General features: G+C 76.0%; 8 protein-coding genes. 6 read left to right on the top strand and 2 right to left on the bottom strand.

Going from position 1 to position 12427, the window contains the following annotated elements:
• The first annotated feature begins 137 nt into the window (after positions 1-137).
• The 4 genes from AC230_RS00385 to AC230_RS00370 are packed head-to-tail and all read left to right on the top strand — an operon-like array spanning position 138 to position 4821.
• Entirely contained in the window at positions 138-1115 is a 978-nt protein-coding gene (locus tag AC230_RS00385) for a fumarylacetoacetate hydrolase family protein (RefSeq protein ID WP_049713894.1), read from the top strand.
• Positions 1115-2464, top strand: a complete 1350-nt coding sequence (locus tag AC230_RS00380) for a thiolase family protein (protein WP_078870839.1) — start codon at positions 1115-1117, stop codon at positions 2462-2464. The genes AC230_RS00385 and AC230_RS00380 overlap by 1 nt, the downstream gene beginning before the upstream one ends.
• The gene (locus tag AC230_RS00375; protein ID WP_049713893.1) at positions 2461-3993 is read left to right on the top strand and encodes an AMP-binding protein; all 1533 of its coding nucleotides are present in this window, start codon (positions 2461-2463) and stop codon (positions 3991-3993) included. The genes AC230_RS00380 and AC230_RS00375 overlap by 4 nt, the downstream gene beginning before the upstream one ends.
• A 15-nt stretch (positions 3994-4008) precedes the next feature.
• On the top strand, positions 4009-4821 hold the full coding sequence (locus AC230_RS00370) for a cyclase family protein (protein WP_157868464.1): 813 nt from the start codon (positions 4009-4011) through the stop codon (positions 4819-4821).
• A gap of 416 nt (positions 4822-5237) precedes the next feature.
• Here AC230_RS00370 and AC230_RS00365 read toward each other — a convergent pair whose 3' ends face one another.
• Both AC230_RS00365 and AC230_RS00360 read right to left on the bottom strand, forming a co-directional pair.
• Positions 5238-6275, bottom strand: a complete 1038-nt coding sequence (locus AC230_RS00365; protein ID WP_198535360.1) for a GumC domain-containing protein — start codon at positions 6273-6275, stop codon at positions 5238-5240.
• Positions 6276-6301: 26 nt separating this feature from the next.
• The gene (locus AC230_RS00360) at positions 6302-6910 is read right to left on the bottom strand and encodes a TetR/AcrR family transcriptional regulator (protein ID WP_053160910.1); all 609 of its coding nucleotides are present in this window, start codon (positions 6908-6910) and stop codon (positions 6302-6304) included.
• Positions 6911-7278: 368 nt separating this feature from the next.
• Between AC230_RS00360 and AC230_RS00355 the strand changes: the two genes are divergently transcribed.
• Together AC230_RS00355 and AC230_RS00350 are read left to right on the top strand one after the other, a co-directional pair.
• Complete coding sequence (locus tag AC230_RS00355; protein WP_049713891.1) at positions 7279-8103, top strand: helix-turn-helix transcriptional regulator; 825 nt, start codon at positions 7279-7281, stop codon at positions 8101-8103.
• A gap of 221 nt (positions 8104-8324) precedes the next feature.
• Positions 8325-12422, top strand: coding sequence for a type I polyketide synthase (locus AC230_RS00350; protein WP_049713890.1), 4098 nt, complete (start codon positions 8325-8327; stop codon positions 12420-12422).
• The last annotated feature ends 5 nt before the right edge of the window (positions 12423-12427 follow it).

Genomic DNA, 12427 nt, shown 5'->3' with positions numbered 1-12427 from the left:
AGCCGAGCCGTACGCCTTGGAAGTCCTGGCATCGGCGCGTCCTGCCCTGCGGAAGCGGTGGCCCCCTTCCCTCGTCGCTCTCTCCTCCGCCCGCAGCCCGGTGTACTCAACAGACCCGCGCACGACGGGAGTTGTCCATGCGCCTGATCACCTTCGAGAAGCGGAGCCGACGGGACCGGCCGCGGCTCGGAGCACTGCTGGACGGGGACGCCGCCGTCCTCGACCTGACCGCCGCCGCTCCGGACGACGCGGCCCTCGGCTCCCTCCAGGCCCTGATCGAGTCCGGGGACGCCGGGCTGGACCGGGCGCGGGAGCTCGTCGCCCGGCGGCCGGGCGCGGCCGTGCTCGCCCGGGACGACGTCCGGCTGCTGGCGCCGCTGCCGCGTCCGCCGCGGCTGCGCGACTGCGGGCTGTTCATCGCCCACCTGGAGAGCGGGCTGCGCGAGATGGCCCGGCGGCAGGCCGCCGGGGCCGCGGATCCCGCCGCCGAGTTCGAGCGGCTGATGGCCGGCGGGACGTTCGATCTGAACCCGCTCTTCCGTGAGCGCGTCATGTACTACACCGCCGACCACCTCTCCGTCGGCGGGCCCGACGACGACGTCGTGGCGCCCACCGGGTCGAAGGAGCTGGACTTCGAACTGGAGTTCGCGGCGGTGGTGGGCCGCACCGGCCGGGACGTGAAGCCGGCCGAGGCCCCCGCGTACGTCTTCGGCTACACGGTCTTCAACGACTGGTCCGCGCGCGACCTCCAGGCCGTCCTGATGCGGGCCGGCGTCGGGCCCTGCGAGGGAAAGGACTTCGCCGGCTCCAACACCCTCGGGCCCTGCGTCGTCACCCGCGACGAGCTGACCGACCCGTACTCCCTCACCATGACCGCCCGGGTCAACGGCGAGGAGTGGTCGCGCGGCACGACCGACGGCATGGAGCACAGCTTCGAGGACGCGATCGTGCACCTGAGCCGGGACCGGGCGGTCCACGCCGGGGAGGTCCTCGGCTCCGGGACCGTGCCGTCCGGTACGGCGCTCGACCTCGGCCGCCGGCTCGCGGACGGGGACGTCGTCGAGCTGGAGATCGAGCGGATCGGCGTCCTCCGCAACACCGTCAGGATCCCCTGATGAGCCCTGTGTACGTGCTCGGCGTGGGCCGCACCGCCTACGGCAGGTTTCCCGGCCTGACCGTCGGCGCGCTGGCGGGGGAGGCCCTCGCGCGCGCCCTCGCCGACGCCGGATGCGAACTCGCGGGCGTGGACGGGGTGTTCTTCGCCAACGCCACCCAGGGCGCGCTGGAGGGCCAGCACCTGGTCCGCGGGCAGGCCGCCCTGCGGGACGCCGGCGTCGAGGGCGTCCCCGTCGTCAACGTCGAGAACGCCTGCGCGAGCGGCGCCACCGCGCTGCACCTGGCGGCCACGGCGGTGCGGGCCGGCGACATGGACGTCGCGCTCGCCGTCGGCGCCGAGAAGATGTACGGCGCCGACGAGGAACGGCTCACCGCCGCCTTCCACGGCGGCCTGGACGTCGCCCGGTGGCAGGAGGGGCTCAAGGCGCTGCGCGAGGCCGCCGGGGCGGACGAGGCGCCGCCGGGACGCCGGTCGGTCTTCATGGACGTCTACGCGGCGCTCGCCGCCGACCACCGCCGCCGCCATCCCGCCTGTACGCCGCGGGCGTTGGCCGCCGTCACCGCCAAGAACCGGCGGCACGGCGCGCTCAACCCGCTGGCCGCGCGGCGCGACGCGCTCACCGTCGACGAGGTGCTGGCCGCGCGGGAGGTCGCCGCGCCGCTCACCGTCCCGATGTGCGCGCCCATCGGCGACGGCGCCGCCGCCGTCCTCGTCTGCTCCGCCGCCGCCGTCCGCCGGCTGGGGGCGCGCCGGGCCGTCCGGCTGCGGGCGGACGTCGTCGTCTCCGGCACCGGGCGCACGCTCGACGAGCCGGAGCGCGGGATCACCCGGCGCGCCTCCGCGCTCGCCTACGAGCGGGCCGGGCTCGGGCCGGTGGACGTCTCGGTCGCCGAGGTCCACGACGCCACGGCGGTCGGCGAGGTGCTCCAGGCCGAGGCGCTCGGCCTCGTCCCGCCCGGTGAGGGCGCCGTCGCCGCCGAGCGCGGCGAGACGGCCCTCGGCGGCCGGCTGCCGGTCAACACCTCGGGCGGGCTGGAGTCCAACGGCCACCCCGTCGGCGCCACCGGCCTCGGGCAGGTCCACGAGCTGGTCACCCAGCTGCGCGGGGAGGCGGGCCCCCGGCAGGTGCCCGGCGCCCGCGTCGGGCTCGCGGAGAACGGCGGCGGCTTCCTGGGCTTCGAGGAGGCCGCGGCGGCGGTGCTGGTGCTGGAGGCGCCCGCCGCGGGCGGCCCCGGCATGCGGAGGCCCGCCACGGGCAGCCGCGACACGGAGGGCCGGGCCGCGGGCGGTCCCGGCGACGGGGGTCCGAGGGGCCCGGAGGGGCCCGCCACGGGGAGGGCGTCATGAACATCGCCGGGCTGCTGCACCGCGCCGCCGCCACGCACCCGTACGCCCCGGCCGTCTGCGAGGGGGCCGGCGTCCTGCGCGACCACCGCCAACTCGCCGACCGCGCGCAGGCGATCGGCGACGCGCTCGTCCGCGTCCACGGGCTGGCGCCCGGCGACCGGGTCGCCCTGGCCATGCGCAACACGCCGCTCTACCCCGAGGTGCTGTTCGGGATCTGGTGGGCCGGGCTGGTAGCCGTGCCGCTCAACGCGCGCCTGCACCCGAAGGAGTTCGCGCAGCTCGCCGAGGACTGCGGGGCCGGCCTGTGCGTCACCACCGGCGAACTGACCGGTCCGCTGCGGGAACAGGGCCTCGGGGCGACCGGGATCGTGCCGGCGGACGAGCTCGTGGCCGCCGCCGGGCGCGGCGTCGCCCGGGCCCCGGCCGCCACCCGCGACGACGACCCCGCCTGGCTCTTCTACACCAGCGGCACCACCGGGCGGCCCAAGGGCGCCACGCTCACCCACGGCAACCTGGCCGCCGCCACCCGCAGCGCGCTCACCGACATCGGGACGGGTGCCGACGCCGCGATGCTGCACCTGGCGCCCATGTCGCACGCCGGCGGGCTCTTCGGCCTGGTCCATGTCGCCCGGGCCCGCGCCCAGGTCTTCCCGCGCGGCGGCGCGGTGAACGCGGAGACCCTGCGGGAGGCGCTGCGGGCCTTCGGGCCCGTCACCTTCTTCGCGGTCCCGACCATCCTGCGCCGCCTGCTCGACCCCGCCCTGCTGGCCGACGACCTCGTACCGCTGGTGCACCGGATCCTCTACGGCGGCGCCCCGATGTACCGCGAGGACCTGGAGCGGGTCGTCGCCCGCTTCGGCGCCGGGCGCCTGTGGCAGGGCTACGGGCAGGGGGAGTCCCCGGGCACGATCACCCATCTGCGGCCCGAGGACCACGCGGGGCCGGGGCACCGGCTGGACGGCGTGGGACGCGCCCGCACCGGCGTCGAGGTGCGCGTGGCGGACGGCGAGGGGCGCACCCTGCCGCCGGGGGAGACCGGCGAGGTGCTCGTCCGGGGCGCCACCGTCATGGCGGGCTACTGGAACGCCCCGGACGCCACCGCCCGGACGCTGCGCGACGGCTGGCTGCACACCGGCGACCTGGGGCGCCTCGACGCGGACGGCTACCTCACGCTGGTCGACCGCGCCAAGGACCTGATCATCTCCGGGGGTTCCAACATCTACCCCCGCGAGGTGGAGGAGGTGCTGCTGCGCCACCCGGCGGTCGCCGAGGCGGCCGTCGTCGGCGGGGCCGACGCCGAGTGGGGCGAACTGCCGGTGGCCTTCGTCGTCCCGGCGGACGGGGGCGCGGGGGGCGACTCCCTCGCCCTCGACCTGGAACGGCACTGCCTCGCCGAGATGGCCCGGTACAAGCGGCCGCGCCACTTCCGCTTCGTTGCCGGGCTGCCGAAGAACTCCTACGGAAAGGTGCTGAAGACCGAACTGCGGGAACTGATCGGCCGGTTCCCGGACGGACAGGGCAAGGCCTGAACCCACACAAGGAAGTTGGGACGATTCGAAATGAGCCGCATCGTCGACCTCACCTCCCCCATCGACCCGCGTGACCTCGACCTCATCCCCGAGGGCCAGCCGGAACTGGCGCTCGTGGTGGCCCCGAGGATGGACTACTTCACGCACGAGGACTGGGGACTGGACTTCATGGTCACCTCCTTCGGGTGCGACCCCGAGGACGTACCCGGCCGCGCGGGGCCGGCCGGGGAGGTCATGCACGAGATCAGCACGCACTGCGGGACGCACGTGGACGCTCCGCTGCACAGCGGGCCGACCTGCGAGGGGCGCCCCTCGCGCACCCTCAGCGACATCGGGCTGGAGGAGCTGTACCGGCCCGGGATGGTGCTGGACGTCCGGCCGTGGGCCGAGCCGGGGGAGGCGATCCCCGTCGAGGCCCTCAAGCAGGCGATCGCCGCGACGGGGCGGGACGTCGAGCCGGGGGACGCCGTGCTCATCCGCACCGGCCAGGAGCGCTACTCGCTGCGCGATCCCGAGTACTTCGCGTACCCCGGGATGTCCGGGGCGGGGACGCGGTATCTGACCGGGCTCGGGGCGACGGTCCTCGGGACGGACGCGATCGGGTGGGACCGGCCGATCCCCGCCATGCGCAAGGCGTTTCACGAGACGGGGGATTCCCGGCACATCTGGGACGGGCACTACGCGATCCGCGACAAGGAGGCGCTGATCGTGCAGCAGCTCGTGGGGCTCGGGGAGTTGCCGCTGACCGGCTTCATGGTCGGCTTCTTCCCGCTGAAGCTGACGGGGACGAGCGCGGCGCCGGCCCGCGTCGTCGCCTTCGTGGACTAGGCCCCACCCCAACCCAACCCTCTTCCCCAGGGGCTCCGCCCCTGGGCGGCCCGGCGCGGCCCGGCGCGGCCCGGCGTGGTGCGCCGCGCCGGGTCGCGCTGCGCGCGTGGGCTGGGGGCTTGGCCCCCGTGGGCCCGCCGCGGGCCCGCCGGGGGCTTCGCCCCGGGGGCGACGGGCCCACGGGAGCCGGCTCCCCGGGCCTTGGCGGGGCTCCGCCCCTGCACCCCGGCGGGGGGCGCCCCCTGGGCTCCGATGGGGCTGGGCTCCGTGGGCCCGTGGCGGGGCTTCGTGCCGGGGTCCGGCGGGGGTCGGCTCCCCGGTGCTCTGGTGGGGCTCCGCCCCTGCACCCCGGCGGGGGGCGCCCCCTGGGCTCCGATGGGGCTGGCCTCCGTGGGCCCGTGGCGGGGGGCGGGTCGCTACTTTGTGGGGACCGGGGAGCGGTTTTCGGGGTGGGTGGGGGTGGGGGTCGGGGCGATTGGAGGGGTGGGGGTGCGGCGGCTGCCGAGGGTGAAGAGGGCCAGGCCGGCCAGCAGCCAGCAGGCGAGGACGACGAGCGCCCGGCCGCAGCCCGCGCCGTCGAAGAAGGCGGTGGAGCGCAGCAGGGTTCCCCCGGCGCCGGGGGGCAGGAACTGGCCGAAGGTGCCCCAGCCGGACGGGAGCCACTCCGGGCCGGACGCCAGCCCCGAGAGCGGGTTGCCGAGGAAGATCATCATGGCGGCGCCCAGGCCCAGCCCGCGCCCGCCGAGCACCGCGTGCAGGCCCATGATGGTCACGGAGGTGGCCGCCGTGCTGAAGGCGACGGCCAGGGAGATGAGGAAGTAGTTCCCGTCCGTGATGCCGAAGCCGTACTGGAGCAGGGCGGTCAGCGAGAAGCCGCCGAGGAGGGCGAACCCGAGGGCGGTGACGGCCCGTTGGGCGGGGGAGCGCAGCAGCAGGACGATGGCCGCGGCGGCGAGGTAGCCGCCGAGGACCAGCGGCAGGGCCCCGGCGGAGAGCCCGACCGCGTTGGGGTCGTCGGACGTCGGCGGGTGCAGGTCGCGGACGGGCGCCCCGGCCCCCGCCGCGGCCGGGTCGAGCGAGAGCGCCAGCAGGCGCAGGGTCGCGGCGACCGACGGCCCGGCCGTGGTCGCGACGTACACCTCCGGCTTGGCGCCGGGCTTCGGGCCGAGGACGACGGCTCCGTACGCGTCGCGGTCGTCGATCCGCTCACGCGCGGCGTCCGCGTCCGCGACCTTCGTGATGCGGAAGGCGCCCGGCTTCGCCTCCGCGATCCTGTCGGCGATCCTGTCGGCCGCCGGGCCGGGCCCGGCGACGGCGATCGGGACCTTGTGCGGGCCGGAGTTGATGGCGGGCAGGGCGAAGGCGGTCAGCATGGCCACGAGGAGGGCCGTGAGGCCGACCACGAGGAGCGGCACCTTGCGCCAGCCGGGGGAAGGAGGGGCTGTCGGGGGCATGGCGGACGTCTCTCTGTGTGGGGCGGTCACGGGTCGACGCGCACGCGCCGCATCGCCCGGCGCACGGCGTCGGCGGCGGGCGTGTCCCCGCCGCCGCGCACCCAGTGCTCGAAGGTGAGGCGGCACGTGGTGAACGCGAGCGTGGCCGCGAGGCGCGGATAGAGGTCCCGCTCGGCGTCGGTCCCGGTGCGCCGGGCGATCTCGGTGGCCAGGATGGCGGCCATCCGGGCCTCGAACCGGACCTGTTCGGCGGCGAGCTGGGAGTGGGTCAGGGCGAGCCGGGCGCGCAGGACGGTGGCCGGGTCGAAGGACGGCTCCGCCAGGGCGGCGGCGAAGGCGTGGGTGAGCGCGTCCCACAGCGGTTCCTCCGGCGGGCGCGCGGCCAGTTCCTCCCGGACGCGTTCGGCCCGGTCGGCGCCGGAGGCCATGACGGCCTCCTCCTTGCTGGAGAAGTAGTTGTTGAACGTACGCGGGGAGACCCCGGCCTCCGCCGCGATGTCCTCGACCCGCACGGCCGCCCAGCCGCGCTCGGCGGCCAGCCGCAGGGCCGCGAGGCTCAGGGCCGTCCGGGTCGCCCGCTTCTTGCGCTCCCGCAGTCCGGGCCCGGCCGGCTCCCTGCGCGCTGCTGTGCTCATGCGCCGCACCGTACAGAAGATGCGCGGTGCGCAAAATTGCGGAGAGCGCAAAAAGCGTCAACTACGCGCCCCGGCCCGCCCGGTGACGCCGCAGGCCGCGGCGCCGCCGCGGAGCCCCGCCGCTCCGCAAGGCCCCGGCCGTTTTGGCCGGATCCCAACGCCCGCGCGGCGGGGACGCGTTGACGGAATTACGCTACGGATTGTAGCGTTACCGATCGGTAGGGTTGTGGCCCGTGGGGAGGGCGGGTGGGCGGAGGCGTACGTTCCGCAGATTTCCCGTCGTCGCCCGTGGATTCCACAGGCATTCCCCGCAGTTGAGTTCACGGCCCCGCCGACAGACGGGGCGGAACGAACTCACTGGGGCGTGCATGCGTATTCCCAATTCCCTCTACATGGTCCCCGGTCCGGGCGACCGGGCCGCCGTGGAAGAAATACCCGCCGCGGCCGGCGGTGCGGAATCCGGTGACATCGACCGCATCCTCGCGCAGATGCGGCCGTTACTCGAATCCGCGGTGAACAACAACCAGGTCCGCGCGCTGGAGGAGTCGGCGCTCGCGGTCATCGACGACCGGGCCGTGGCGGTCGACACGCTCAACTCCCTCGTGGCGGGGGCCCGCTCGTCGGTCACCCTCCTCGTCCCCCCGACCCGGGACGCCCTGCGCCTGGTGGGCGCCGCCCTCGGCGCGCTCGCCGCCCGCGGTCCGGAGGAGACCCGGGTGCGGATCCTCGCCCCGCCGGAGCTGGCCGGCGACCGGCGGCTCGCCGAACTGGCCGGTCTGCTCGACGGGGTGGAGATCCGCCTGGCCGCGGGCGTGCGGCACGCCGCGGCCGTCATGGACCAGCGGGTCGCCCTGATCCGCCCCGGCGAGGCCACCGTCTTCGGCGCCGAGGCGTCCGTCGTCCGGGCCCCGGCCGTCGTCCGGGCGCTCTACGACATCATGATGACGGCCTGGTACCGGGCCGCCCCGCTGGCCGGATACCAGCGGCTCCAGGAGTGCCTGCGCCGGGACTCCGGCGCGCGCATCCTGCGCATGCTCGGCGAGGGCTACACCGACGAGGTCGCCGCCCGCGAACTCGACATCTCCGTGCGCACCTACCGCCGCCGCGTCGCGGACATCATGCGGCTGCTCGGCGCCCGTTCCCGTTTCCAGGCGGGCGTCCACGCCTCCAACGCCGGGCTGTTGCGCGCATAGCCGTGTTGCGCGCGCCGCATTCCTTTGTGTCGGGCGTGTCACGGCGCGGCAGGAACCTGTCACGGCCGTCCGGGATTTCCGGTCAACCCGGCTCCGGCCCGGCAGTTTCCTGACCGGCCCGTTGAACGGGCGGCGGACCGTGCCGGAGAGTCGGAGGCCGAAAGCCGCACGGCCGACCCCGCCGCGCGAAATCCCCCCGGACATAAGGAAGTCACGTACCCATGGGCGAAAACGACCCGGTGCGTCCCGCTCCGATCGCGATCGTGGGAATCGGCTGCCGCGTTCCCGGCGCCGACGGCCCGGACGCCTTCTGGCGCCTGCTGACGGACGAGGTCTGCACGGTGCAGGACGTACCGGCCACCCGCTTCGGACGGCCCTACGAGGTGCCGGGCGCCCGCGTCCGCTCCGGGCTGCTGGAGGACGTGGACCGGTTCGACGCCGGGTACTTCGGGATCTCCCCGCGCGAGGCCGCGGGCATGGACCCGCAGCAGCGGCTCTTCATGGAGGCCGCCTGGGAGGCGCTGGAGGACGCCGGACAGGACACCGGCCGGCTCGCCGGCACCCGCACCGGCGTCTACGTCGGCACCACCAACGTCCACTACTGGGAGCTCCAGCAGTCCGTCGGGTACCCCGACATCCACGCCTCGCTCGGCGCCGGCTCCCGCTCCACCACCACCGGGCGCGTCTCCTTCGCCCTGGACGTGACCGGCCCCGGCCTCTCCGTCGACACCGCCTGCTCCTCGTCGCTCACCGCCATCGCGCTCGCCTGCCAGAGCCTGCGCGCGGGCGAGTCGACCACCGCCATCGCGGGCGGCTCCCAGCTGCTGCTCACCAACACCGAGAACCACGGCTTCGTCGACGCCGCCGTCTTCGGCGACAACTGCCGTTTCGGCGCCGCCGACGCCAACGGCTTCGTCTTCAGCGAGGGCGTCGGCGCCGTCGTCCTCAAGCCGCTGGACCGCGCGCTCGCCGACGGCGACCCGGTCCGGGCCGTCATCCGCGGCTGGGGCGTGAACAACGACGGCGCCGGCAGCGACACCATGATCAACCCGGCGCTGAGCGGGCAGCGCGAGATGCTGCGCCTCGCCTACGCCGACGCCGGCATCCCCGTCACCGACGTCGACTACATCGAGGCCCACGGCACCGGCACCCGCGCCGGCGACCCCGTCGAACTCGGCGCCATCGCCGCCGAGCTGGGCGCCCCGCGCGAACGGCCGCTGCTCGTCGGCTCCGTGAAGAGCAACATCGGCCACACCGGCTCCGCCGCCGGCGTCCTCGGCCTCATCAAGACCGTCCTCGCCCTCCAGCACCGCACCGTCCCCCGCAGCCTCCACGTCACCGAGCGCACCACCGCCGTCGACTGGGACGCCGCCGGCCTCGACATCCCGCGCGCCGCCGCCGTCCCGCTCGCCGCCGAGGGGCGGCCGCTGACCGCCGGCGTCAGCGCCTTCGGCGTCTCCGGCACCAACGTCCACGTCGTCCTCACCGAGGCGGACCCCGGCGCCGCCCCCGTCCGGCGGGCCGACGTCACCGAGCGCGGCGCCGACCACCTCCTGCCCGTCTCCGCCGCCTCCCCCGAGGCCCTGCGGCAGCGCGTCCTCGACCTCGCCGGCCACCTCGAGGGCGCCGGGAAGGACGCGGACGTGGCCGACATCTGCCACACCGCCGCCGTCCGCCGCGCCCACCACGACGTACGGATCTCCGTCGTCGGCGACAGCCACGCGACGCTCGCCGAGCGGCTGCGCGAGGTGGCCGACGAGGCCGGTGAGGCCGGCTGGGCCGGACGGCCGCGCGTCGCCTTCGTCTTCTCCGGCCACGGCTCCCAGTGGATCGGCATGGCCCGCGAACTCATGGACGTCTCCCCGGCGTTCAGCGCCTCGCTCATGCGCTGCGACGAGGCCGTCCGCGCCGAGACCGGCTGGTCCGTCATCGACCGCCTCACCGACGGCACCGACCTGGTGAACGAGACCGTCGCGATCGTCCACCCCGTCCTGTGGGCCGTCCAGGTCTCCCTCGCCGAGACCTGGCGCGCGTGGGGCGTCGAGCCGGACGTCGTCCTCGGCCACAGCATGGGCGAGTCCGCCGCCGCCTGCGTCGCCGGGGCGCTGAGCGTCGCCGACGCCGCAGCCGTCGTCTGCCGCCGCGCCCGCCTCATCCGCGACCGCGTCGCCGGCCAGGGGACGATGTCGGTCGCCGCCCTGACCGCCGACGAGGCCGAGGCGCTCATCGCCGCCCTCGCCGTGGACGTCGCCGTCGCGGCCAGCAACGGACCGCGCACCACCGTCCTGGCCGGCGAGGTCGAGGGCATCGAGAAGATCAAGGCGGAGCTGGACGCGCGGGACGTCTTCTGCCGCGTCATGAAGGCCGAGGCCGCCTCCCACTGCGCCAAGATGGACCCGCTCCTCGGCGAACTCGCCGACGGACTGCGGGAGATCGCGCCGCGCGCCGGCCGCGTCCCGATGCGCTCCACCGTCACCCGCGAACTCGTCGACGGCTCCGGCCTCGACGCCTCGTACTGGACGCGCAACATCCGCGGCCGCGTCCACTTCCACGAGGCGGTGCTCGCCGTGGCCGAGGAGGCCGAGACCGTCTTCGTCGAGATCAGCCCGCACCCCGTGCTCTCCCGGGCGGTCGAGGAGACCCTCGCCGACGCCGGCCTGCCCGGCACGGTCATCGGCTCGCTCCTCCGCGAACGCCCCGAGCGCGAGACCCTCCTGACCCACCTCGGCAAGGTCTACGAGGCCGGCGCCGCCGTCGACTGGGACAAGCTGTACGGCGCCGGGCGCTGCGTGCCCCTGCCGCGCTACCCCTGGCAGCGCGAGAGCTACTGGGTCGAGGACCTGGAGGCGCTGCCGCGCACGTACGCGTTCCGGCTCGACGAGCCCGGTTCGCCGTTCGCCCCGCTGCCCGGCGGGCCGGCCGTCGTCCACGGACCCGAGGTCCTGGAGGCGGCGCGGGCGGCCGCGGCGCGGGAGGCCGGGACGGAGGCGGTGCGCGTCACGGGCGCGGACATCGGCGAGGCGCTGCTCGTGCCGCCCGGCGAGGCGCCCGTCCTGCGGGTCACGCTCACGCCGGGGCCGGACGACGGCGGTTGGGCCTTCGAGGTCGCGAGCCGGGCGGACGCGGGTGCCTGGACGCCGCGTGCCTCCGGCACCGTCGCGGCGCTCCCGGCCCCGCCCGCGGCCGAACCGCCGGCCGCGGTCCTCGCCCGCTGCCCGGAGGTGCTGGACGCCGCGGCCTTCTACGCCCGCACCGCCGCGGCCGGAGAGCTCCGGCACGTCGTCACCGAGGTCCGGCTCGGCACCGGGGAGGCCGTCGCCCGGCTGCGCCGCCCGGCCGGGACGGAGCCGCGGCCGGGGCACCCGGTCCACCCGGAGCTGATCCGCTCGGCCTACCAGCCGGCGCTGGCCCTGGTGCCCGACCCCTCGCTCCTCACCCCGCGCCTGACCGAGTTCGTCGTGTCCGGCCCCGCGAGCGAGGACCTGTGGTCCGTCTGCCGGATCACCGAGGACGAGGGCGGCGAACTCGCCCTGGACGTCGCCCTCTTCGACGACGCGCAGCGGCTCGTCGCCGAGGCCAAGGGCATGCCCGTCGGCCGTCCGGCCGAAGACACCGACCTCCGGAACGGGGAGACCACCGTGAACGCCACGGAGCCGCTGGAACACACGAGGCCCGCCGAGCCGGCCCTCCAGCCCGCCGCCCCCGCCCAGGGCGTGGAACTCACCGGCGAACTCCGCCTCACCGACCCGGCCGGCGCCTTCGTCATCGAACTCTGCGGCAGCCTGCGCATCTCCGGTACGGGCACCCTGCCGCCCGGCACCGCCGCGACGGGCTCGGCACCGGCCTCCGCGCGGGGGGCCACACCGGGGCACACGCCCGCCCCGGCGCACGGGGCCGCGGCCCCGTGCGGCGCTGCCGGCGCGGCAGGGCAAGGCCCGGTGTCCGCACCGGCGTACGGCGTGGTCGCTGCGGCGGCCCCGGCCGGCACCCCGGCGGCCGCAGCGCCCGGCCGGGCATACGGCGCCCCCGCCCCCGCCGCAGCGGCGCCCGCCCCCGCGGCGGGAGCCGCCCCCGCCGACGAGCGGCCCATCGCCGACCGCGTCGCCGCGCACGTCGCCGACGTGCTCGGGATGCGCGTGTCGCGGCTGGATGTCAACAAGCCGTTCAACCGGCTGGGGATGGATTCGCTGATGGCGGCGGAGTTGCGGAAGCGGCTGGAGGGGGAGCTGGGGGTCGCGCTGCCGGTGGCGCGGCTGGCGGGGAAGGGGACGACGACGGCGTCGCTCGCCCGGGAGCTGGAGGCGGAGAGCGGGGCGTGACCTCC

It is taken from the genome of Streptomyces caatingaensis (assembly GCF_001187435.1).
In the GTDB taxonomy this organism is placed as follows: domain Bacteria; phylum Actinomycetota; class Actinomycetes; order Streptomycetales; family Streptomycetaceae; genus Streptomyces; species Streptomyces caatingaensis.
Note: the sequence above shows the minus strand (reverse complement) of the source record. Positions and strands in the feature narration are given on the sequence as shown.